General features: G+C 61.2%; 18 protein-coding genes. 7 read left to right on the top strand and 11 right to left on the bottom strand.

The features are described 5' to 3' along the window. The 5 genes from pcaF to pcaR all read right to left on the bottom strand — a co-directional run bounded on the left by pcaF (position 1) and on the right by pcaR (position 5,435). Positions 1–1,206: a 3-oxoadipyl-CoA thiolase gene (pcaF, locus tag QIW53_RS21585; RefSeq protein WP_371051628.1), complete on the bottom strand. Its 1,206-nt coding sequence runs from the start codon at positions 1,204–1,206 to the stop codon at positions 1–3. Further along, positions 1,203–1,982: a CoA-transferase subunit beta gene (locus tag QIW53_RS21580; RefSeq protein ID WP_371051627.1), complete on the bottom strand. Its 780-nt coding sequence runs from the start codon at positions 1,980–1,982 to the stop codon at positions 1,203–1,205. The genes pcaF and QIW53_RS21580 overlap by 4 nt, the downstream gene beginning before the upstream one ends. Next, positions 1,982–2,839 (bottom strand): CoA transferase subunit A, encoded by an 858-nt coding sequence (locus QIW53_RS21575; RefSeq protein ID WP_371051626.1) that lies wholly within the window; start codon positions 2,837–2,839, stop codon positions 1,982–1,984. Before QIW53_RS21575 ends, QIW53_RS21580 begins: the two co-directional genes overlap by 1 nt. 279 nt (positions 2,840–3,118) lie before the next feature. Then, entirely contained in the window at positions 3,119–4,465 is a 1,347-nt protein-coding gene (locus QIW53_RS21570; RefSeq protein ID WP_371051625.1) for an MFS transporter, read from the bottom strand. 127 nt (positions 4,466–4,592) lie between these two features. Beyond that, positions 4,593–5,435: a pca regulon transcriptional regulator PcaR gene (gene pcaR / locus QIW53_RS21565; RefSeq protein ID WP_371051624.1), complete on the bottom strand. Its 843-nt coding sequence runs from the start codon at positions 5,433–5,435 to the stop codon at positions 4,593–4,595. A 670-nt stretch (positions 5,436–6,105) separates the two neighbouring features. On the opposite strand from pcaR, the gene QIW53_RS21560 reads away from it, so the two are divergent. Next, the gene (locus QIW53_RS21560) at positions 6,106–6,306 is read left to right on the top strand and encodes a hypothetical protein (RefSeq protein ID WP_018926880.1); all 201 of its coding nucleotides are present in this window, start codon (positions 6,106–6,108) and stop codon (positions 6,304–6,306) included. Between the two features lie 375 nt (positions 6,307–6,681). Further along, positions 6,682–8,157 carry an inorganic phosphate transporter gene (locus QIW53_RS21555; RefSeq protein ID WP_371051623.1) on the top strand — a complete coding sequence of 492 codons (1,476 nt, stop codon included), beginning with the start codon at positions 6,682–6,684 and terminating at the stop codon, positions 8,155–8,157. A 159-nt stretch (positions 8,158–8,316) separates the two neighbouring features. Here QIW53_RS21555 and ccoM read toward each other — a convergent pair whose 3' ends face one another. The 3 genes from ccoM to QIW53_RS21540 form a co-directional block, all read right to left on the bottom strand. Continuing rightward, entirely contained in the window at positions 8,317–8,433 is a 117-nt protein-coding gene (ccoM, locus tag QIW53_RS21550) for a cytochrome c oxidase subunit CcoM (RefSeq protein WP_275959760.1), read from the bottom strand. 142 nt (positions 8,434–8,575) lie between these two features. After that, positions 8,576–8,740, bottom strand: coding sequence for a hypothetical protein (locus QIW53_RS21545; protein WP_371051622.1), 165 nt, complete (start codon positions 8,738–8,740; stop codon positions 8,576–8,578). 150 nt (positions 8,741–8,890) lie between these two features. Then, positions 8,891–9,232, bottom strand: a complete 342-nt coding sequence (locus QIW53_RS21540) for an aspartate-semialdehyde dehydrogenase (RefSeq protein WP_371051621.1) — start codon at positions 9,230–9,232, stop codon at positions 8,891–8,893. A gap of 208 nt (positions 9,233–9,440) precedes the next feature. On the opposite strand from QIW53_RS21540, the gene rapA reads away from it, so the two are divergent. Continuing rightward, entirely contained in the window at positions 9,441–12,287 is a 2,847-nt protein-coding gene (rapA, locus tag QIW53_RS21535) for an RNA polymerase-associated protein RapA (RefSeq protein WP_371051620.1), read from the top strand. A 157-nt stretch (positions 12,288–12,444) separates the two neighbouring features. Here rapA and QIW53_RS21530 read toward each other — a convergent pair whose 3' ends face one another. Continuing rightward, a complete protein-coding gene (locus tag QIW53_RS21530) occupies positions 12,445–13,794 on the bottom strand; it encodes a spinster family MFS transporter (RefSeq protein ID WP_371051619.1) in 1,350 nt (449 codons plus the stop codon). A 306-nt stretch (positions 13,795–14,100) separates the two neighbouring features. On the opposite strand from QIW53_RS21530, the gene QIW53_RS21525 reads away from it, so the two are divergent. Together QIW53_RS21525 and QIW53_RS21520 are read left to right on the top strand one after the other, a co-directional pair. Beyond that, a complete protein-coding gene (locus QIW53_RS21525) occupies positions 14,101–14,463 on the top strand; it encodes a YkgJ family cysteine cluster protein (protein WP_371051618.1) in 363 nt (120 codons plus the stop codon). 145 nt (positions 14,464–14,608) lie between these two features. After that, positions 14,609–16,891, top strand: a complete 2,283-nt coding sequence (locus tag QIW53_RS21520; RefSeq protein ID WP_371051617.1) for a putative bifunctional diguanylate cyclase/phosphodiesterase — start codon at positions 14,609–14,611, stop codon at positions 16,889–16,891. Here the strand turns inward: QIW53_RS21520 and QIW53_RS21515 are convergent. Further along, a complete protein-coding gene (locus QIW53_RS21515; RefSeq protein ID WP_371051616.1) occupies positions 16,782–17,678 on the bottom strand; it encodes an NAD(P)-dependent oxidoreductase in 897 nt (298 codons plus the stop codon). The genes QIW53_RS21520 and QIW53_RS21515 overlap by 110 nt on opposite strands. A gap of 197 nt (positions 17,679–17,875) precedes the next feature. On the opposite strand from QIW53_RS21515, the gene QIW53_RS21510 reads away from it, so the two are divergent. After that, on the top strand, positions 17,876–20,077 hold the full coding sequence (locus tag QIW53_RS21510) for a hypothetical protein (RefSeq protein ID WP_371051615.1): 2,202 nt from the start codon (positions 17,876–17,878) through the stop codon (positions 20,075–20,077). Between the two features lie 271 nt (positions 20,078–20,348). Here the strand turns inward: QIW53_RS21510 and QIW53_RS21505 are convergent, their stop codons facing one another. Further along, positions 20,349–20,654, bottom strand: coding sequence for a DUF2288 domain-containing protein (locus tag QIW53_RS21505; protein WP_371051614.1), 306 nt, complete (start codon positions 20,652–20,654; stop codon positions 20,349–20,351). Between the two features lie 339 nt (positions 20,655–20,993). Between QIW53_RS21505 and QIW53_RS21500 the strand changes: the two genes are divergently transcribed. After that, positions 20,994–22,121, top strand: coding sequence for a branched-chain amino acid ABC transporter substrate-binding protein (locus QIW53_RS21500; RefSeq protein ID WP_371051613.1), 1,128 nt, complete (start codon positions 20,994–20,996; stop codon positions 22,119–22,121). Positions 22,122–22,288: the final 167 nt, after the last annotated feature.

Below are 22,288 nucleotides of genomic sequence, written 5' to 3'. Positions count from 1 at the left end.
TCAAACGCGCTCGATGGCCAGGGCCAGGCCTTGGCCCACACCGACGCACATGGTCGCCAGGCCTTTCTTGCCACCGGTCTTTTCCAGTTGATGCAGCGCCGTCAGCACCAGACGCGCACCACTCATGCCCAACGGATGCCCCAGGGCGATGGCGCCGCCGTTCGGGTTGACCTGCGGTGCGTCATCGGCGATCCCCAGTTCGCGCAGCACGGCCAGGCCCTGGCTGGCGAAGGCTTCGTTGAGTTCGATGACGTCGAAATCGCTGACCGCCACACCCAGGCGCTCGGTGAGCTTGCGCACCGCCGGTACTGGGCCGATGCCCATGACCCTTGGTGCCACTCCGGCGCTGGCCATGCCCAACACTTTTGCGCGAGCAGTCAGGCCGTGTTGTTTCACCGCGTCCGCCGAGGCCAGGATCAGCGCCGCTGCGCCATCGTTCACCCCGGATGCGTTGCCGGCGGTGACGGTTTTATCAGCGCCATTGACCGGTTTCAGTTTGGTCAGGGCCTCCAGGGTGGTGTCGGCGCGAGGGTGCTCGTCCTGGCTGACCACGGTTTCGCCCTTCTTGTGGGCAATGCGCACTTCCACGATTTCTTCGGCGAAATAGCCAGCGGCCTGGGCGGCCGCCGTGCGTTGCTGACTGCGCAGGGCGAACGCGTCCTGATCGGCGCGCGTTACCTGATAATCGTCCGCGACGTTGTCTGCGGTCTGCGGCATCGCATCCACACCGTATTGGGCTTTCATCAAGGGGTTGATGAAACGCCAACCGATGGTGGTGTCTTCGAGTTTCATGTTGCGCGAAAACGCCGCGTCCGCCTTGCCCATCACGAACGGTGCGCGGGACATCGACTCGACGCCTCCGGCAATCGCCAGCTCCATTTCGCCACTGGCGATGGCGCGAAACGCGGTGCCGATGGCATCCATGCCCGAAGCGCAGAGGCGATTGAGGGTCACACCGGGAACCGTCTCCGGCAGGCCCGCCAGCAGCAGCGCCATGCGCGCCACGTTGCGGTTGTCTTCGCCCGCCTGGTTGGCGCAGCCGAGGAACACCTCGTCCACGGCCGTCCAGTCCACCGACGGGTTGCGCGCCATCAACGCCTTGATCGGCACGGCGGCCAGATCGTCGGCGCGAACGGCTGACAGGCCACCGCCGAAACGGCCGATGGGGGTGCGAATCGCATCGCAGATATATACGTCGCGCATCACGCTTCTCCGGGAGCTTGGCCGTGGGCGGCGGCCGTGCGGGCTTCAAGATCACGCAGCGCCTGCAATTCGACCACAGTGGGTTCGTCGGTGATCTGCACCGTCTCGGCGAAACGGATCGGCCAGCCGGTGGCGGCACTGACTTGCTCACGAGTGACGCCCGGGTGCAGCGCAGTGACCACGAATTCGTGGGTGCCCGCTTCCGGCTCCATGATGCACAGGTCGGTGATGATGCCCACCGGCCCCGCGCCCGGCAGCCCCAGGCGTTTGCGCGAATCACCGCCCTCGCCGTGACCCACCGAGGTGATGAAGTCGAGCTTGTCGACGAACGAACGCGCCGACTGCTTGAGGATGATCAGCACGCTCTTGGCCGACCCGGCAATCTCCGGCGCACCGCCAGCGCCCGGCAGGCGGACTTTCGGCTGATGGTAATCGCCCACCACTGTGGTGTTGATATTGCCGAAACGGTCGACCTGGGCGGCGCCGAGAAAACCGACGTCGATGCGCCCGCCCTGCAACCAGTAGCGAAAGATCTCACCGGTCGGGACCACGGTGTCGGCCGTTTCCGCCAGTTCGCCGTCACCGATCGACAGAGGCAATACGCTGGGCTTGGCGCCAATCGGGCCCGACTCGTAGATCAGCACCACGTCCGGTGAGGACGTCAGGCGCGCCAGGTTGGCGGCTTTCGAGGGCAGGCCGATGCCGACGAAGCACACCGAACCGTTCTTCAGGCGCCGGGCAGCGGCGACGGTCATCATTTCATTGGTGGTGTAAGTCATTACTTCGCCTCCGAAGCAGCGGCCAGCTTGGCCTGGAACTCGCTGAAGTCAGCGCAGCCATGGATGTACTCGTTGATCCACGCGGTGAAGGTTTCACGGTCGCGGGCAATGGGGTCCCAGGCCTGGTAGAAACGGTTGTCGCGCTCGTTGTACCCGTGGGCGTAGGACGGATGCGCACCGCCGGGAACGTGGCAGACCGCGCTCAGGGCCCAGGTCGGCAATACACAGGCATTCATCGGTGCCTGGAGGTCGTCGACGATTTCCTCGACCGTGACGATGCAGCGCTTGGCCGCCAGCGCGGCTTCTTTCTGCACGCCGAGAATGCCCCACAGCAGCACGTTGCCCTTGCGGTCGGCTTTCTGGGCGTGGATCACGGTGACGTCCGGGCGCACCGAAGGCACCGCCGCCAGCACTTCACCGGTAAAGGGGCAGGTCACCGACTTGATCAGCGGGTTGACCTTCGGCAAGTCGGAACCGGCGTAGGCACGCAGCACCGCGAAAGGCAAGCCGGAAGCACCGGCGACGTAGGCATTGGCCAGATCGGCGTGGCTGTGTTCCTCGATTTCCAGCGCGTGCGGCCACTGCTTCTCGACGGCATCGCGCAGACGATGCAGGGAGCCGACACCCGGGTTGCCGCCCCAGGAAAAAATCAGCTTGCGCGCACAACCGGCACCGATCAATTGATCGTAGATCAGGTCAGGCGTCATCCGTACCAGCGTCAGGTCTTTCTTGCCCTGGCGAATGATTTCGTGACCTGCCGCCGTAGGGATCAGGTGAGTGAAGCCTTCGAGCGCGACGGTATCGCCGTCGTTGACGAACTGCTTCACCGCTTCGTGCAGCGAAAGGATTTCAGCCATGGGGCAGGCTCCCGATTGGTTTGAACCGACAGTGGATGAACAAGGCGCGATGCGCACGCCGGATGACTGAAGGTTAAGCCTGTGAAATACCCCGAACAATCCGATAATCGACTAAGTGTTCGTTTATCGAACAGAATGTTGTCTTGCTAATCATCCTGATTGAGCACCGCGCCGCCTGCTTTCGCGAGCAAGCCCGCTCCCACACTTGGAATGCATTCCCCTGTGGGAGCGGGCTTGCTCGCGAAGGCCGCGACTCGGTATTACTGCCCCCGGGCAGCTTCAAGTCGCATCCGCATGGCTGACCATGCCCTTGATCAACACCGCCGCCGTCGCCAGCGCCGCCGGAATCACCAATGCCGTCAGCACCTGTTCGAAGTTCCAGCCCAACCCGAGCAAGGTCGCGCCCATCCAGGCACCCAGGATCGCGCCGAAGCGGCCGATCCCGAGCATCCATGAAACGCCGGTCGCCCTGCCCTGGGTCGGGTAAAACCGCGCCGCCAGGGACGGCATTGCCGATTGCGCGCCGTTGACACACATCCCTGCCACCAGCACCAGCGTTGCCAACAGCGTGATGCTGCCCAGGCTTTGCCCTACGGCGTAGGCAAACACCCCGGCCAGCAGGTAGAAAGTGCCGATGACCTTGTGCGGATTGAACCGGTCCATCGCCCAACCCACGCCCACCGCGCTCAAGACGCCGCCGAACTGGAACAGCGCACCAATGAACGCCGCCTGCTCCATGCTCGCGCCGCTGTCACGCATCAGCGTCGGCAGCCAACTGGTCAGCAGGTAGACGATCACCAGGCCCATGAAGTAGGTGAGCCACAACAACAAGGTGCCGGCGCTGTAGGTCCCGGAAAAGATCACCGCAAACACATTGCGCGCCTTCACCGTCTGCTGTTCCGGCACGCTGAAACTGGCGGCCTGGGCGACTGTGTTGGGTTCGATCGGTGCCAGCGCCTTGCGCACTTTGTCGCTGCCACGGTTGCGCACCACCAGATAACGCGCCGATTCCGGCAACCAGAACATCAGAACGACGGCAAGGATCAACGGCAGGATTCCACCCAACAGCAACAGGCTGTGCCAACCGAACGCCGGAATCAGCTTGGCGGACATGAACCCGCCGCCGGCCATGCCGAGGTTGAAGCCGCAGAACATGCTGGTCACCAGCAAGGATTTCTTGCGCTCCGGGGTGTATTCGGCCAGCAGCGTCGTGGCATTGGGCATCCCGGCGCCGAGGCCCAGGCCGGTGAGGAAGCGCAGCACCAGCAACTGATCGACGTTGCTGCTGTAGGCCGAGGCCAGGCTGAACGCACCGAACACCAGCACCGCGCCCACCAGCACGACTTTTCGCCCGAAGCGGTCAGCGAGCGGGCCGGAACCCAGCGCACCGAAGACCATGCCGATCAATGCCGCGCTCATTACCGGGCCGAGGCTCGCACGGTCGATGCCCCAGTCCTGGGACAGGGCCGGCGCGATGAAACCCATGGCCGCCGTGTCGAGGCCATCGAGAAAGACAATCAGGAAACACAGGATCACCACCCGCCATTGATAGCGCGAGATGGGTTGGGCATTGATGAAGGACTGCACATCGAGGCAGTTCACCACAACGGACTGAGGCTGGTTCATTATTTTTATTCCACGCAAGAACGCAGTCGGACAGGAGCCAGCGCAGGCTGGCGCTGCCGCGACATTAGAGATCCTTGGGGAAGACCGTCAATTCGATAAACGCAACTCTGTGCGGTGATCGAACAGCTTACGCAAACAGCTGGGCGCTGAGGTTGCGGCTGGCCGCGAGCAGACCCGGCAGGAAACGCTGTTCCAGCTCGCTGCGGCTGACACGCCCGGCATGGGTGCTGACATTGAGCGCCGCCACCACTTGCCCGGAGGCGTCATACACCGGTACGGCGATCGAACGCAGGCCCTGTTCCAGTTCCTGGTCGACGATGCACCAGCCTTGCTGCCGCACTTGCTGCAGACATTCGAGCAGCGCTTCGGGAGTGTGCAGGGTGCGGCTGGTCTTGGCTTGCAGGTCGGCATGGTCGAGGTACTCGCGCAGCGAGGTATCGTCCAGCGCGGCGAGCAGGATCCTGCCCATGGAAGTGCAATAGGCCGGCAGGCGCCCGCCCACCGAGAGGTCGACGGAAATCAGGCGCTGGGTGGTCGCCGATCGGGCGATGTACAAGATGTCATCACCTTCGAGGGTGGCCATGTTGCACGCCTCGTGGAGCTGCTCACTCATGCGGTCCAGATAAGGCTGCGCCGACACTGCCAGCGGGGTCGAGGACAGGTAGGCATGGCCGAGGGTCAGCACTTTGGGCAACAGCGAGTAGGTCCGCCCATCGGTGGTGGCGTAGCCGAGCTTGATCAGCGTGTGCAGGCAACGTCGCACGGCGGCGCGGGGAATTTCGGTACGGTGGCTGATCTGGGCGATGGTCAGGTGCCGCTTGCGCTCCTGAAAGGCCTGCACGACCGCCAGGCCACGGGCCAATGACGTCATGAAGTCCGGATCACCGGTCAGGGCCTGGATCCGCTTGGCGGGCGATGCAACGATCGGCGGCGCCACCGAGGCGAAGGAGTTGCGCAGTTGATCGTTCATATCAGGTCCTTTTCCCACACGAATCGGCGACGGCTATTACAAGCGGCTCGGTGTTGGTCACACAAGCCACACACCGCCATGATTGGGCGATTATCGAACCAACAATCGATAATCGCAATCCGCACTGGCTGGAGACGAGCACCGCGCTGCCGGGTTACATCGCCTCTTAGATGCTGTTACTTGGGCAGGTCCTTGAAATAAATCGCCCCGGCCTGACACCGGAACTTATTCGACTTAATGGCGCCAGAAAGACATCGCCATCAACTGAGCCTGAAAAAGTTGCAAGTCATTAACCCAATCACACATCAAGATCCATTTTTAACTCTTTGCCGATAGTGTTCCTCAAATCGACCGCTATAATGCGAATCAGTGGTGACTGGTTCTTTTGATTGGCCGGGTCCGCCACCGGTAACACGATGTTCAATCGTTGTTGCCCGCAGCAGCGCCTGAGGCTCATCGCAAAATGCGCAGGCAGTGCGCTCGCTAAACAGGAAACTGATGCTACGTCAGCTGTTTTGCTCTGGTGCCGTGGCCGCCCTGCAACATGGAAGTATTGATTGCCTTGTCATGAACAATGTCTGCTCAGGCACTGTTGTTTTGTCGAGCGCGGTCGATACATTGGATGCAGCGCGATTTACCAGAATCAATCTCAACCCATACAGGTAGCACTGTGACGAAAGACGAACTGCGCGCCGAATTAGAGCGCCAGGAACAACGTTACAAGGAAGTTTACGGCGGAGAAATCACCACTTACGCCGCCCAGCCCGAACCGGAACGCAAACCCTGGCGTAAACGCGCCACCGTTCAGGACCAGGCTTTTACCCAGGAACTGCAGAAGATGGAAAAGGAGCTCAAAGCCGAGGAGCCGTGAGCTCGTCGGCCTGACCCCTTTCAGGGCCTGCATCTGCTACCGCTAAAAGCGGGATGCACCGATGTTGCCATTCGCGCCCGCTACGAGCGGGCAGCGGCCACCTCATCTATCTGATGAGAAAATGGCTCATGTCCGGCTCGCTTCTCAGATATTTCATACAAGTCTTTACGACCATCGCGATTGCGCGCGAAACCCTTGTGTCTGGCTGCTTTGCGAAGAAATTCAAGCACTTGCACCCCCCTGAAAACACCCGGAAGCAAGGGTATTGCTGCAGGATAATTCAATGAAGAATGTGACCGATGAGCAGCTAGTGCATCGATTACCTGTCTTTTCTGGCATAATCGCGCCCCCTTATGACCGGGTCAGAAAACCTTCATGATCGATTTATTCAGCGGACTGGATGCTTGGGTGCTTGTGAGCCTCTTGCTCGCCCTCACCTTTGTCCTCGCGTTCGAGTTCATCAACGGCTTTCATGACACCGCTAACGCGGTTGCCACCGTTATCTACACCAAAGCCATGCCGCCGCACCTGGCCGTGTTCTTTTCCGGCGTGTTCAACTTCCTCGGCGTGCTGCTGGGCGGTGTCGGCGTGGCGTACGCCATCGTTCACCTGCTGCCGGTAGAGCTGCTGATCAATGTGAACACCGGGCACGGCCTGGCCATGGTCTTCTCGTTGCTGGCTGCGGCCATCGCCTGGAACCTGGGCACTTGGTACTTCGGGATCCCGGCCTCCAGCTCGCATACGCTGATCGGCTCGATCCTCGGGGTTGGCCTGGCCAACGCTCTGATCAATGACATCCCGCTGGCCGATGGCGTGAATTGGCAGAAAGCGATCGATATCGGCGCCTCCCTGGTGTTCTCGCCGATGGCCGGCTTCCTGGTCGCGGCACTGATCCTGATCGGACTGAAATGGTGGCGTCCGCTGTCGAAAATGCACAAGACACCGGAACAGCGCCGCAAGCTCGACGACAAGAAGCATCCGCCGTTCTGGAACCGCCTGGTGCTGGTGATTTCGGCCATGGCCGTCAGCTTCGTGCACGGTTCCAACGATGGCCAGAAAGGCATCGGCCTGATCATGCTGGTACTGATCGGTATCGTCCCGGCGCAGTTCGTGCTCGACCTGAACAGCAGCACCTACCAGATCGAACGCACCCGCGATGCCACCCTGCACCTGAGCCAGTTCTACAAGCGCAACGCCGACACCCTGGGTGAGTTCCTGGCCCTTGGCAAGAGCGTGGAAGGCGACCTGCCGGAGAAATTCCGTTGCAACCCGCAACAGACCGAACCGACCATCAGCGCCCTGCTCGACACGCTCAAGGGCGTTGCCGACTACCATTCGCTGCCGTCGGAAAGCCGTATCGAAGTACGCCGCTACCTGCTTTGCCTGGACGACACGGCGAAGAAAGTCAGCAAGCTGCCAAACCTGGCCCCTCGTGAAAAGGCTGACCTGGACAAACTGCGCAAGGACCTGACCGCCACCACCGAATACGCACCGTTCTGGGTGATTCTCGCGGTGGCCCTGGCCCTGGGCCTGGGCACCATGGTCGGCTGGAAGCGCGTGGTACTGACCATTGGCGAGAAAATCGGCAAACAAGGCATGACCTATTCCCAGGGCATGTCGGCACAGATCACCACCGCGAGCCTGATCGGCATGGCCAACATCTTCAGCCTGCCGGTGTCCACCACCCACGTCCTGTCTTCTGGCGTGGCCGGCACCATGGTCGCGAACAAGGCCGGCCTGCAGAGCGGCACCGTGAAAACCATCCTGCTGGCCTGGGTCCTGACCCTGCCCGCCACCGTGGCCCTCTCGGCCGGCCTGTTCTGGCTGGCATCGAAGGCACTGGGCAGCTGATTCATCGCTGCAACGAAAAAGGCGCGTTCCGTGAGGTTCGCGCCTTTTTTATTTGCATCCCCACCACTTGCAGGAGATTGATCCGCTTTTCAACAGGCAAAAAAAAGGGCAACCGAAGTTGCCCAAAATGCCTTGCGTGCTCATTGTCTCAAGAAAGACTTACGGTTTTTTCCGCTTATGTGCGTCTTTCCAGATAAAGAAACCAAACCCTGCAAAAAACAGAACCATGAGGCTGACAGTCAGCACCCCGGCGAACACCACGTTGTCGAAAAACATGACTGGCCTCCTGCGCTTGCCTTGTTGCGATGGAGCTAAGTTAACCAATCAGGCAGGCGGGGAAATTGACCGGGATCAATATCGTCAGGGTTTGGAGGCAAAGGAGGAGGGAAAGTGATCTACATCAATAAAGAAGGGGGGATTAACGCTTTTTCGGTTTGTTCTTCGGTTTCTTCTTGGCGGTTTTGCCCAGCGGCATGGCTTGCTCGAAGGCCTGACGCACTTCATTCAGACGTTTGTCGTTGAGGTCATGCACGCGTTTGGCACGTTCGGCATTAAGGTCGATCAGCTTGTCGTCTTGGCTCATGGCGTTCAGTGCATCGCGTGGAGTGGAATTCGACTGCGCAAACATTCGCAGGGGTGTACCAATAATGCAGCCTGGTGCACTCGCTGACCAGCGGTCCATGCCTCGATCAAGGGTGAAACAGGGAGAATCGGACGAATTTCGCCCAACCGGCTAGATCTGAATGTCGACCCACAGCCCTTGGCGCGGTTCGTCGTCGATCAGCGGCTTGACCGGCACAGTGTTGTCCGCGTTGAGCTCGACGCCGGGGATCGCCAGGTGCTCCTCGGGATCTTCATCCGCTTCGCGGCGACGGCGTTGCTGCTCCTGCTTGCGGCGCTGTTCCTCGCGCAGTTGAAATGCCGCTTCCTCGGGGTCGCGCTGTTGCAGGTCGATGGTGCTCTCTTTGGAGCTTTCCTGTACCGGTACCACGGGCGGGATATCCGGTCGCTGGCGGATCGGATCGTGCTGTGACGTGACCGGCACGGCACTCAAGGGAAGCATCGGTGGCAGCATGGTTTTATTGTCTCCTGTCCTCAGGTTTTCGGCTGCGCCGATGACGACTTGAGCCATCGGTCGCAAACTGTGACCTGATTGGCAGTCAATGGTGCCATGAATGGCTCGCAACTCATGGCTTACTGCTTGCCGCTGCTCCTATTCCTTTGGCCCTCAAGCCCTCATTCCGTTAAGATAGCCCGCTTTTTCAAGGTGGGAGTCAGGCAGCATGGCGCAGCAGTATCAACCGGGGCAACGCTGGATCAGTGACAGCGAAGCCGAGCTGGGTTTAGGCACCGTTCTGGCACAGGACGGCCGCTTGTTGACCGTGCTCTACCCGGCCACTGGCGACACACGCCAGTACGCGCTACGGAATGCGCCCCTCACCCGCGTGCGATTTTCGCCAGGCGACTCCATTACCCACTTCGAAGGCTGGAAGCTCACCGTACAGGAAGTCGATGATGTCGACGGTCTGCTGGTCTACCACGGTCTCAACGCGCAGAACGAAGCGGTCACCCTGCCGGAAACCCAACTGTCGAACTTCATCCAGTTCCGCCTGGCCAGCGACCGTCTGTTTGCCGGTCAGATCGACCCACTGGCCTGGTTCTCCCTGCGCTACCACACCCTGGAGCACACCAGCCGTCAATTGCAGTCCTCGCTCTGGGGCCTGGGTGGCGTGCGCGCGCAACCGATCGCGCACCAGTTGCACATCGCCCGTGAAGTCGCCGACCGCATCGCACCGCGGGTGCTGCTGGCGGACGAAGTCGGCCTGGGCAAGACCATCGAAGCCGGTCTGGTGATCCATCGCCAACTGCTCTCGGGCCGCGCCAACCGCGTGCTGATCCTGGTGCCGGAAAACCTGCAGCACCAGTGGCTGGTCGAGATGCGTCGCCGCTTCAACCTGCAAGTCGCGCTGTTCGACGAAGAACGTTTCATCGAAAGCGATGCCACCAACCCGTTCGAAGATACCCAACTGGCGCTGGTGGCGCTGGAGTGGCTGGTGGACGACGAGAAGGCCCAGGACGCGCTGTTCGCGGCCGGCTGGGACCTGCTGGTGGTCGACGAAGCCCACCACCTGGTGTGGCACGAAGACCAGGTCAGCCCGCAATATTCGCTGGTCGAACAGCTGGCCGAAGTCATTCCCGGCGTGCTGCTGCTGACCGCGACCCCGGAACAACTTGGCCAGGACAGCCACTTCGCCCGTCTGCGCCTGCTCGACCCGAACCGCTTCCATGACCTGCACGCCTTCCGCGCCGAGAGCGAGAACTATCGCCCGGTGGCCGAAGCCGTTCAGGAGTTGCTGGACCAGGGACGTCTGTCGCCTGCCGCTCACCAGACCATCCAGGGTTTCCTCGGCAACGAAGGCGAAGCCTTGCTGACGGCAGTCAACGATGGCGACACCGAAGCCAGCGCCCGCCTGGTGCGTGAACTGGTGGACCGTCATGGCACCGGCCGCGTGCTGTTCCGCAACACCCGCGCCGCCGTGCAGGGTTTCCCCGAGCGCCAGCTGCATCCCTACCCGCTGCCGTCGCCGGACGAATACCTCGAACTGCCCCTGGGCGATCACGCCGAGCTGTACCCCGAAGTCAGCTTCCAGGCCCAGCCGGACGCCAACGAAGAAGAACGCTGGTGGAAATTCGACCCGCGCGTCGAATGGCTGATCGACACGCTGAAGATGCTCAAGCGCACCAAGGTGCTGGTGATCTGCGCCCACGCCGAAACCGCGATGGACCTGGAAGACGCCCTGCGCGTGCGCTCCGGCATCCCGGCCACGGTGTTCCATGAAGGCATGAACATCCTCGAGCGTGACCGCGCCGCCGCCTACTTCGCCGACGAAGAGTTCGGCGCGCAGGTGCTGATCTGCTCGGAAATCGGCAGTGAAGGCCGCAACTTCCAGTTCTCGCACCACCTGGTGCTGTTCGACCTGCCGTCGCACCCGGACCTGCTGGAGCAGCGCATCGGCCGTCTCGACCGGATCGGCCAGAAGCACACCATCCAACTGCACGTGCCCTACCTGGAAACCAGCCCGCAAGAGCGCCTGTTCCAGTGGTACCACGAGGCGCTGAACGCGTTCCTCAATACCTGCCCGACCGGTAACGCCCTGCAGCACCAGTTCGGCCCACGCCTGCTGCCGCTGCTGGAAAATGCCGATGACGGCGAGTGGCAAGCCCTGATCGACGAAGCCCGCACCGAGCGCGAGCGCCTGGAAGCCGAGTTGCACACCGGTCGCGACCGCTTGCTGGAACTTAATTCCGGCGGCGCTGGCGAGGGTGAGGCGCTGGTGGAAGCGATCCTGGAACAGGACGACCAGTTCGCCCTGCCGATCTACATGGAAACCCTGTTCGACGCCTTCGGCATCGACAGCGAAGACCATTCGGAAAACGCCCTGATCCTCAAGCCGAGCGAAAAAATGCTCGACGCCAGCTTCCCGCTGGGCGACGACGAAGGCGTGACCATCACCTACGATCGCAGCCAGGCGCTGTCTCGCGAAGACATGCAATTCATCACCTGGGAACACCCGATGGTACAAGGCGGCATGGACCTGGTGCTGTCCGGCTCCATGGGCAACACCGCCGTGGCGCTGATCAAGAACAAGGCGCTGAAACCCGGCACGGTGCTGTTGGAACTGCTGTACGTCAGCGAAGTGGTCGCCCCGCGTTCCCTGCAACTGGGCCGTTACCTGCCGCCGGCCGCCCTGCGCTGCCTGCTCGATACCAATGGCAACGACCTGTCGGCCCGGGTGGCATTCGAAACCCTCAACGATCAGCTGGAAAGCGTGCCGCGTGCCAGCGCCAACAAGTTCATCCAGGCCCAGCGCGACCAGCTGACGCCGAGGATCAACGCCGGTGAAGAGAAAATCCTCCCGCGTCACGCCGAGCGCGTGGCCGAGGCGAAACGTCGCCTGGCGGCCGATACCGACGAAGAACTGGCGCGCCTGACCGCGCTGCAGGCGGTCAACCCGACCGTGCGCGACAGCGAACTGGTCGCCCTGCGCACCCAGCGCGAACAAGGCCTGGCCATGCTCGACAAGGCGGCGCTGCGACTGGAAGCGATTCGGGTGCTGGTGGCGGGCTGAGCCTCCTGCTCCACCGACCATGGAAAAGGCCCGCAGTGATGCGGGCCTTTTTTGTGTGCTTGAGTTTTCCAGTGCCGCTGATGATGTATCGCGAGCAGGCTCGCTCCCACAGTGTTTGCGTTATCCCCTGTGGGTGCGAGCCTGCTCGCGATAGCGACTATGCCGTCGCCGCGGAACCCTGAGTCTCGACCACGGCGCCCAACCCCTCCTTCATCCGCTTGGCATCGCGCACAAAACAGCGCGACGCCAGGAACAGAAACACCATGGTCAGGAACAGCGCGACCGGAATCAGGTACATCGCATCGTGCAGGCCGACGGCCTTGAATGCTTCGGTCATCTGCTCGGTACCGGCTGCGAGCATCGCCGTCTTGGCGAAGTGATCGGACAGGCCGCCCACCACCACCGGCCCCAGCCCCCCGCCGAGCAGGTACAAGCCGGCGAAGAACAGCGCCATGGCGGTCGCCCGCAGGCGCGGCTCGACCACATCCTGAATGGCCGTGTAAACGCAGGTGTAGAAGTTGTAGGCGAACAACCAGCCGACACTGAACACCGCCACGAACACGCCGATCTCGATGCGCCCCGCGTGCAACGCCCAAGCGGTGCAGACCGTCGAGACGATCAGGCTGAACGCGGCGAACAGCAGGCGCCCGTTCGCCACGCGCTGGTGGATCTTGTCCGCCACCCATCCCCCCAGCGTCAGGCCGATCAACCCGGTCACACCGACGATGACGCCAGTGGCGACGGCGGCCTCATGCAAAGGCATCAGGAAATAACGTTGCAGCATCGGCACCAGGAAGGAGTTGCAGGCGTAGGTCGCGAAGTTGAAACACAGCCCGGCCATGACCAGCCACAGGAAGGTCGGGACCGCCAGCACCCGACGGATCGGCCGGTCAACTCGCTCCTGGGACACCTGCACGCTTTCTGCCGCACCGCGTTTCGGCTCCTTGATGTAAAACATGAACACCGCGAGGATCAGCCCCGGCACGGCGGCGATGAAAAACGGTGCACGCCAGCTGTCGAATGCCTTGACCATCCAGCCGATGGTGAAGAACGCCAGCAACAGGCCCAACGGCAAGCCCAGCATGAAAATGCCCATGGCGCGCGCGCGGCGGTGCGCGGGAAACAGGTCGCCGATCAGCGAGTTGGCGGCCGGCGCGTAACTGGCTTCGCCGATGCCGATGCCCATGCGCACGATCAGGAAACTCCAGAAACTGCCCACCATGCCGTTGACCGCGGTCAACCCGCTCCACGCAGCCAGGCCCCAGCCCATCAGTTTGGAGCGCGAACCGGTGTCGGCCATTCGCCCCAGAGGCAGGCCGGCAATGGCATAGACGATGGTGAACGCGGTGCCGATGATCCCCAGCTGGAAATCGCTGAGGCTCCACTCCATGCGAATCGGCTCGATGATGATGGCCGGAATGGTGCGGTCGAAGAAATTGAACAGGTTCGCAAGGAACAGCAGGAACAGAATGCGCCAGGCATTCGCCGCTTGGGTCGAGTTCTGCATGGGTCCGTCTCTTTTATTGTTATTGGGGCATCATTTCCCCCGGAATCTGCAATCTAGACAGGCCGGCCAAAACTGTCTGTAATTATTCGTAAGGCTGATACCCACCCATCGCCTGTTCCCGACCCGCGACTCGGCGCCGTGCATCGGCTAGGCGCCCTGCTGACGGGCTTCCGGTGCTGGCCTCGACCGCGCGTCCAGTCGTTGAAAAATAACCCTGCGCCCCCCTTCTCAAGCCGTGGGCAAAGCCTAGAATAGCGAACTTGCCGGTCCCTCCGGCCTCCCCACTCCTCCCTTAGATCATTACCCATGTCCGAAGCCAGTCCGTGCCTGAATTGCGGTGCCTGCTGTTCACATTTTCGTGTGTCTTTTTTTTGGGGCGAATGTGCTTCATCCGGCGGAACAGTGCCCGATGAACTCGTCGAACAGGTCACGCCCAGTCGGGTGGCTATGCTGGGCACGAACTGCAAATCCCCTCGCTGCATCAGCCTGGAGGGAGAAGTGGGCAGCGCGGTGAAATGCACGATCTATGACCAGCGTTCTACCCCTTGCCGGGAGTTCGAGGCCTCCTGGGTCGACGGTCAGGTCAATACCGATTGCGACAAGGCGCGCGCCGCCTTCGGCCTTTTGCCTTTGCCAGCCCCGGCGCATCTGCCCGGGCGAATCGCCTGATCGCTCAGCACCGTTGGCTATAACGCCAATTCCAAAATCATAGAAAGCAGAGTGCCATTAGCCGATACGGATTTTGCGTGCCCTCTATACTCCCTGAAGTTCGCCGGTGTCCTCGTGCCGGCCAGGGAACGAATTGGGGCATGCTATGGAATGGCTTGGGTTGCACTTTGTCGCGGGGCTGCCATTTGACGGCAGGGTCATTCTCAACTGCACCCATGACCCCTTTCTGGTGGTGCTGGCGTACATCGTCGCCTGCGTGGGCGGCTTTGCCACGCTGGACATCGCCGAGCGCATAGGACACTCGGAAAAACCTTCCTCCCAAAGACTGTGGCGCTGGGTCGGCGCCGCGTGCCTGGCGGGGGGCATCTGGGCCATGCACTTCATCGCCATGCTGGCATTTCAGGCACCGGTGCAGATCCACTACGAGTTGCCCATCACCCTGGCCTCGTTGTTGATCGCCCTGCTCGCCTCGTGGCTGGCGATGCATACCCTCAGCCGTCCACGCCTGACGATCCGTCAATACGTCCAGGCGTCGGTCTGCATCGGTCTGGGTGTCGCCGCCATGCACTACGTCGGCATGTCGGCCATGCGCTCGGACGCGACCGCCTATTACCAGCCTGTCCTGTTCGGTCTCTCCATCGCGATTGCCATCGGCGCCAGCTTCGCGGCGCTGCTGCTTTCCAGTCGCCTGCGTGACGGCTCGGGCCGGCTGCATCAGTTGATCAAACTCAGCGCCAGCCTGGTACTGGGCGCGGGCATCATCAGCATGCATTTCACCGGCATGGCAGCGTTTACCCTGGTGCTCCCCACTGGCGGCACGCTGCTACTGCCCGGGGAAAGCAGCCACCACCAACTGGCCCTCACGGTGGCGGTGATTACATTGCTGATCATCGGCAGCGGCATCAGTGCCGCGCTGGCGGACAAGAAACTGCAGCACAAGGAACGCGACCTGCAACGGGTCAACCTGCTGCTCGGTCAGCTCGACGAGGCGCGCCTGTCATTGCAACACGCGGCGAATTACGATGCCCTGACCGGCCTGATCAATCGCCGAGGCTTCAACCAGGTGTTCGCCGAGAAGCTGCTGCAGAAGACCAGCGAAGGCGGCATGCTCGCCGTGATGTTCCTGGACCTGGACCATTTCAAACGCATCAACGACAGCCTCGGGCATGACGCCGGCGATGAATTGCTGATGGTCGTGGCCCGGCACATCAAGGGCTCGGTACGCGGCCAGGAAGACGTGGTGGCGCGCTTTGGCGGCGATGAGTTCTGCCTGCTCATCAGCCTGCGCGATCGCGAGGAAGCACGGCTCATGGCCCAGCGCATCATGCTGAAAATGAAGGAGCCGATCGAGTTGGCCGGGCGCCGCATGGTCATGACCACCAGCATCGGTATCAGCCTGTTCCCCGAGGACGGCACCACCTGTGAAGAACTGTTGAAACACGCCGACCTGGCGCTCTATCAATCCAAGGGCGGCGGGCGTAACGGGCTGAACTTCTTCAACCCCAGCCTCAAAACCCGGGCCTCCCTGGACTTGCAAATTGAAGAAGAACTGCGCCATGCCCTGCGCGAGAACACCGGACTGGTGCTGCACTACCAACCGATCTATGACCTGAAAAGCCACCAGGTCACCAAGCTCGAAGCGCTCGTGCGCTGGCAACATCCCATCCACGGCCTGCTGACACCCGATCGCTTCATTGCCATCGCCGAAGCCAACGGCCTGATCGCCGAGCTGGATCAATGGGTCCTGCGCAAAGCCTGCGAAGACCTCGCCGAGCTGTCGCGCCAGGGCGCAGAAACGCTGCATATCGCGGTCAACTGCTCACCGCTGAATCTGGCGCGTGCAGACCTGGCCGACGACATCGAACACGCGCTGCGTGCGACCGGGGTCGCCCCGCAGCGTCTGGAGCTGGAGGTCACCGAGGACGCGCTGATGGGCAACATCGCCGAATCACTGGTGCTGTTGCGCCAGATCCGCGCCCTCGGCGTTTCGCTGTCGATCGACGATTTCGGCACCGGTTATTCGTCCCTGGCCTACCTGAGGCGCTTGCCGCTGAACACGCTGAAGATCGATCGCTCGTTCATCCAGGACATTCCCAAGGCCAGCCAGGACATGGAGATCGTCCAGGCGATCATCGTCATGGCCCATACGCTGCACCTGCAGGTGGTCACCGAAGGCGTGGAAACCCCCGAGCAATATGCATTTCTGGAGCGCAACGGCTGCGACCTGGTGCAGGGTTACCTGCTCAGCCGCCCGGTACCACTGGCGGAGCTGCGCACGGTGCTCGACGACATCCAGCAGCGCCAGCACACCTATGCGTTCAGCTCCCTGACCCTGGCTCACGGTACAACTGCACCAACGTCGACGGATCCTTTTCCAAAAAGCCCTGGCTCCCATGCAGGCGCATCAGTTGTGCGGCCAATCCGCTGATGGGCGTGGCCGAACCTTGCTCACGGGAAAATTGCACCGCCGTGTCGAGGTCCTTGAGCAAGGTGCGCACGTGCCACTTCACCGGTTCGAAACGGCTGTCGGCCATCTGCGGGGCCAGGATCTGCAACGGCTTCGAGTCGGCAAATCCGCCGGCCAGCGCCTCGGCGATCAGACCTGCCTGAACGCCCGAGCGCTCGGCCAGCGCCACCACCTCGGCGATGACCAGCACGTTACAGGCAACGATCATCTGATTGCAGGCCTTGGTCACCTGCCCCGCCCCGACCGCGCCCATGTGGGTGACTCGCTGACCGAGATCGAGCAGCACCGGCCTGACTCGCTCAAGGTCCGCCGCCGTACCGCCAACCATGATGGCCAGGCTGCCGGCCTCGGCGCCGACCACACCGCCTGACACCGGAGCGTCCAGCCAGCCCATGCCGGCCTGACGGGCCAAGCGGGCCGACATTTCCCGGGTCGCGGTGGGCTCCAGGCTGGAAAAATCCACCAGCAACTGACCACTTTTCCCACCTTCGGCGATGCCGTCTGGCCCAAACACCACTTCGCGGACCCCGACCGTGTCGGCCAGGCACAACATCACCACATCGGCGTGCTGGCACAGCTCGGCCGGTGTGGCAACGTGCCGCGCGCCCGCTTCAACCAGCGGGATACACTTGGCCGGGTTGCGGTTCCAGACGGTCAGCGGATAGCCCGCAGCCAGCAGGCGTCGACACATTGGCAGTCCCATCAGGCCGATCCCGGCAAAACCCAACGATGGTAGGGTTGACATCATTTAGCCTTCTTTTCGATTAAAGATCGCCGAATATTGGCCGATCCATCATGACTAGGAAAGGATTCCCCCGAGCGATGCTCAGGCCAACCCCCTGAATGCTTGGGCCCATTACGCGCCGAACGAAGACGCGAGAACCCAACCGTGACGGTCCGGCGATCCCCGCCGCCCAACCGACCAGCCCAGGTACATGGCGCACAATGACTTCCAAAAACAACCCGGCACCCGCCATTTCCGATCTGACGCCCAGCCCGGCAGCGAACAGCCCTGTTCCGTCGAAGCCATTGACGCCGTCGCGCCCGCTGGCGAGCCAGCAATACCTGTATTTCACCGAGACCAACACTGACCGCATCCTCGACAACCTCGACGGCCTGCGCGACCTGGTGTTCCCGCGCCCACCACACCTGGAAGGCGACAGCGAACAGTACAGCGCCCAGGAATTCCCGTCGGTGTGCCTGATCGGCCTCGGTCGCTGCGGTTCGAATATCGCGCTGGATGTCGCGGAGCTGGTGTACAACGCCCGCAAGTTCTACCTCAACGAATTCAACAACGAAGATCGCGTGTCGTCGGATAAACGGCTCGCCGACAAAGGCTACAGCCCGGCACAGTGGATCCGTTCCAGCCTGCGCCTGATCCCGAACAAGGCCACCAAGCCGGTGTTCCTGGTCGAGCCGCTGGTCATGCTCGGCGACCTCGACAAGGACATCGCCGGCCGCATCCGCTTCTCGCGCAAGGGCGAAAAGAGCGGTTTCCTGCGCGACTACAGCAAAATGAAAATCATGGACCTGTCGGAAGTCCACGCCGGTGGCGCCGGTAACGCGCCGATCCTCGGCCAGTACCTGGCCAAGATCATCCTGAACAAGGACACCCAGCGTTTCTCCAGCCCCGACTGGAAGATGATCCACTCGTACCTGATCGACAGCTGCGGGATCAAGGCCAACCAGTCGCGCCTGTATTTCTCGATCTTCAGTGCCGGTGGCGGTACCGGTTCGGGCATGGCCTCGGAATTCGGCCTGGCGCAGCAGCACTCGTACATGAACAAGACGTTCGACACCAAGCCCATGGACGAACACGACGGCAAGAGCGGTCATTCGTTTGTGTTCGAACCGATTTTCACCAGCGGCATCTGCGTGCTGCCGAACATTTCCGACCACCGCAGTGAAATGTCCGAAGCCCTGCACATCAACGCTGGTCGCCTGCTGTGTAAATACCTGTCGGAAGAGTGGGACTTCTCCTACAACTTCGCCAACGAAGACAGCAGCGAAGCCAGCGTCATGGGCCGTATCCGTCCATGGAACGCGATGATGCTGATCTCCAACGACATCATGCGCTACGCCGAAGAAAACGATGATGGCAACATTCAGAATATCGACGTCAACGCGATGGAGAAGCACGCCAACCAGTACATCTCGCAGCAGATCTTCAACATCCTGACGGCGCAGGCGGTGACCACCGACTACGACCAGAACTACTTCCGCCGCGCCGGCATCGACATCGGCGAAACCATTCGTCTGGACGCCAACGACCTGTTCATGAGCCTGGCCGGTCCGGTGGCGATTGCCTACGCCGAATCCGTGGTGCCGGAAACACCGCCACCGAGCAGCGACAAGTTCAAGGTGTTCGAAAAAGAGCCGCAGCGCCTGAACATCGATGACCTGTTCTTCCGCTCCATCGACCTGCCGCACTTCAACAAGGTGACCCAGGCCATCGAAGGCATCAGCCTGCTGCCGATCGAATCCAAGCGCTATCGCGCTTCGCTGGAGCAGTACAAGAATTCCGGCTACGACGCGGCCGCGCTGCACGACCTGCACTTCTTCAAGAACTGCTCGTCGGTGGTGTCGATCGTCTCGCTGCCGAAAGACTACAAACTGTCCTACATGGACCTGAACCGCCTGAAGACTCACCTCAACAGCCTGTTCCCGAACACCACGCTCAAGCGCTATGCGCTGGTGATCGGCGCCTCGGCCAACCTGTCGCTGACCACGTTGATCGCCAAGAGCCCGTGCCTGTCGGATGACTTCCTGACGCTGATCGTCGCCTTCATCAAGCGCTGCTTCGCGCGGAACCCGTACCGCTTCGACGAAACGCTGGACAACTCGATCCTGGACTTCATCATCCAGGAGGAATTCAACGAAGAGTTGATCGACGACTTGCTCAACGAGTTCGAGAACCCGGCGAAAATCCTCGATACCAACTGGTATGCGATCAAGCCGATGTACGAGAAGAAGTACCGTGAACTGATCAACGACAAGGAGAAGTTCGTCTCGATCAACGACATTCGCCTGTCACGCGATTGCGTGAAGAAGGCGATCAAGTACCTGCGCGAGATCTACCGTCACCGTATCGGCAAGACCAAGGTCATTTCCCTGAACAACCACACGGGCAAGACTTACTCGGTCTGATACAGACCGAGGCGAATCGATCGCGAGCAGGCTCGCTCCCACAGGGGCCCACCGTCCACCTGTGGGAGCGAGCCTGCTCGCGATTGGCCTTGAATCCAGCGCAAATCCACATCTGGAAACAATTAAACCCGCCTCAACCAGCGCCCCCAACTGTGCCCGTTACGTTTACGTCACCGTGAAGCTGGGGTCTTTCTCTACGGCAACATGCCATCACGCTACTCGGCTACACACTTTCCGCCGCGAAGATGACGCACCAATACGGTGCCAAGGTTCAGTTCGTCGCCCTTTCCTGGATCAGGATCCAGGGCGAAACGACCACGGCCCAAAGCTCGGGATCGCGTTCAAAAAGATCCAGCGCCCGCGTTTCAGACAGTTTCGCGACCTCATCGGCGGCCAGCCAGGCAGCCACTTTCTCGCCCTCGTCCTTCGCCACGGCCTCCGCCGCCGCGATCAAATCCAGCCCCGGATCGACCCACAATAGGGCACCCTTGGCGAAGAAGGGCTCAAGCTCTTTCCACGAAATAGATGCGGTTTCACCAAGCAGCTTGGCATAGAGGGTGCTAGGTTCTTCAGTCATGGGTCCTGTCCGGAAAAGAAATCGACGCGGATGATAACGTCGGTGGTCCGTCAGAAAAACCCGGAAGCAAATGCGTCACCGATTGAAAACTGCAGGAGCGCCAAGGATTGCTGGATTGTTCAGCTGGAACCCCGCCGCAATTCTGTCTTTTTCTTTCATAAAAGCGACACCCCCTGATTTTGCCCCCCGGCGCCAGCTTCCCAGGCTGACAATCGGCGCTCTACACTGTACCGGTACAGTTGCCGAGGGTATTTTCCGGGGGATGTCGCGATATCTGACCCGGTTCTGCTGCTTCGGCGCCAGGACTATAAAAACTACAACAGTAAAGAGTGGAGCACTATGACAAAGGCTACTAAGCAGATTTCCAAACTGTTTGCCGCTATGGTTCTGGCCGGGGTTGCCAGCCATTCGTTCGCAGCTGACACCATCAAGATCGGTATCGCCGGCCCTAAAACCGGTGCTGTAGCCCAATACGGCGACATGCAGTTCAGTGGCGCCAAAATGGCCATCGAGCAGATCAACGCCAAGGGCGGCGTCGACGGCAAGAAACTCGAAGCTGTTGAATACGACGACGCCTGTGATCCAAAACAAGCCGTGGCGGTAGCGAACAAGGTCGTCAACGACGGCGTCAAGTTCGTGGTCGGTCACCTGTGCTCCAGCTCCACTCAACCGGCTTCGGACATCTACGAAGACGAAGGCGTGATCATGATCACCCCGGCTGCCACCAGCCCGGACATCACCAACCGTGGTTACAAAATGGTGTTCCGCACCATTGGCCTGGACAGCGCCCAGGGCCCTGCCGCCGGTAACTACATTGCCGATCACGTGAAACCGAAAATCGTTGCTGTGCTCCACGACAAACAGCAATACGGCGAAGGCATCGCCTCGGCCGTGAAGAAAACCCTGGAAGGCAAGAACGTCAAGGTTGCCGTGTTCGAAGGCATCAACGCCGGCGACAAGGACTTCTCCTCGATCATCGCCAAGCTCAAGCAAGCCAACGTCGACTTCGTCTACTACGGCGGCTACCACCCGGAGCTGGGCCTGATCCTGCGCCAGGCTCAGGAAAAAGGCCTGAAAGCCAAGTTCATGGGTCCGGAAGGCGTGGGTAACGACTCCATCTCGCAAATCGCCCAGGGTGCTTCCGAAGGCCTGCTGGTGACCTTGCCGAAGTCGTTCGACCAGGATCCGGCCAACGTTGCACTGGCTGACGCCTTCAAAGCGAAGAAAGAAGACCCGAGCGGTCCGTTCGTATTCCCGTCGTACTCGGCTGTGACCGTGATCGCTGATGCCATCACCGCCGCCAAGAGCGAAGACACTGCCAAGGTGGCTGCCGCCATCCACGCAGGCACTTTCAAGACCCCGACCGGCGACCTGAGCTTCGACGCCAAGGGCGACCTGAAAGACTTCAAATTCGTGGTTTACGAGTGGCACTTCGGCAAACCTAAAACCGAAGCTTCGCCTCAGTAAGGCTTTGCCTGACTGACTGCCCACAAAGCCCACGGCGTGCCGTGGGCTTTGTTTTACGAATGTACCTGGGCCGTGCTGGCGTGATCCGCCAGTCTCCCCACCTGAAAATCTCAAAACCGTCATCAGCGGTTCGCTGGCAAAACCCGGATTCGAAGTGGATGCAGATC

It is taken from the genome of Pseudomonas fluorescens (genome assembly GCF_041354075.1).
Classification (GTDB): domain Bacteria; phylum Pseudomonadota; class Gammaproteobacteria; order Pseudomonadales; family Pseudomonadaceae; genus Aquipseudomonas; species Aquipseudomonas fluorescens_CE.
The sequence above is the reverse complement of the archived record's forward strand: the minus strand, read 5'-3'. Positions and strand labels throughout refer to the sequence as shown.

What these genes read in the sequence shown, in the direction of transcription:
- QIW53_RS21580 (WP_371051627.1), bottom strand. Translation starts at nt 1,982, where the DNA reads ATGACTTACACCACCAATGAAATGATGACCGTCGCCGCTGCCCGGCGC.
- QIW53_RS21505 (WP_371051614.1), bottom strand. Translation starts at nt 20,654, where the DNA reads ATGACTGAAGAACCTAGCACCCTCTATGCCAAGCTGCTTGGTGAAACC.
- pcaR (WP_371051624.1), bottom strand. Translation starts at nt 5,435, where the DNA reads ATGAACGATCAACTGCGCAACTCCTTCGCCTCGGTGGCGCCGCCGATC.
- QIW53_RS21540 (WP_371051621.1), bottom strand. Translation starts at nt 9,232, where the DNA reads ATGCTGCCACCGATGCTTCCCTTGAGTGCCGTGCCGGTCACGTCACAG.
- QIW53_RS21555 (WP_371051623.1), top strand. Translation starts at nt 6,682, where the DNA reads ATGATCGATTTATTCAGCGGACTGGATGCTTGGGTGCTTGTGAGCCTC.
- QIW53_RS21515 (WP_371051616.1), bottom strand. Translation starts at nt 17,678, where the DNA reads ATGATGTCAACCCTACCATCGTTGGGTTTTGCCGGGATCGGCCTGATG.
- QIW53_RS21575 (WP_371051626.1), bottom strand. Translation starts at nt 2,839, where the DNA reads ATGGCTGAAATCCTTTCGCTGCACGAAGCGGTGAAGCAGTTCGTCAAC.
- QIW53_RS21500 (WP_371051613.1), top strand. Translation starts at nt 20,994, where the DNA reads ATGACAAAGGCTACTAAGCAGATTTCCAAACTGTTTGCCGCTATGGTT.
- QIW53_RS21530 (WP_371051619.1), bottom strand. Translation starts at nt 13,794, where the DNA reads ATGCAGAACTCGACCCAAGCGGCGAATGCCTGGCGCATTCTGTTCCTG.
- QIW53_RS21570 (WP_371051625.1), bottom strand. Translation starts at nt 4,465, where the DNA reads ATGAACCAGCCTCAGTCCGTTGTGGTGAACTGCCTCGATGTGCAGTCC.
- QIW53_RS21545 (WP_371051622.1), bottom strand. Translation starts at nt 8,740, where the DNA reads ATGAGCCAAGACGACAAGCTGATCGACCTTAATGCCGAACGTGCCAAA.
- rapA (WP_371051620.1), top strand. Translation starts at nt 9,441, where the DNA reads ATGGCGCAGCAGTATCAACCGGGGCAACGCTGGATCAGTGACAGCGAA.
- QIW53_RS21520 (WP_371051617.1), top strand. Translation starts at nt 14,609, where the DNA reads ATGGAATGGCTTGGGTTGCACTTTGTCGCGGGGCTGCCATTTGACGGC.
- QIW53_RS21525 (WP_371051618.1), top strand. Translation starts at nt 14,101, where the DNA reads ATGTCCGAAGCCAGTCCGTGCCTGAATTGCGGTGCCTGCTGTTCACAT.
- ccoM (WP_275959760.1), bottom strand. Translation starts at nt 8,433, where the DNA reads ATGTTTTTCGACAACGTGGTGTTCGCCGGGGTGCTGACTGTCAGCCTC.
- QIW53_RS21510 (WP_371051615.1), top strand. Translation starts at nt 17,876, where the DNA reads ATGACTTCCAAAAACAACCCGGCACCCGCCATTTCCGATCTGACGCCC.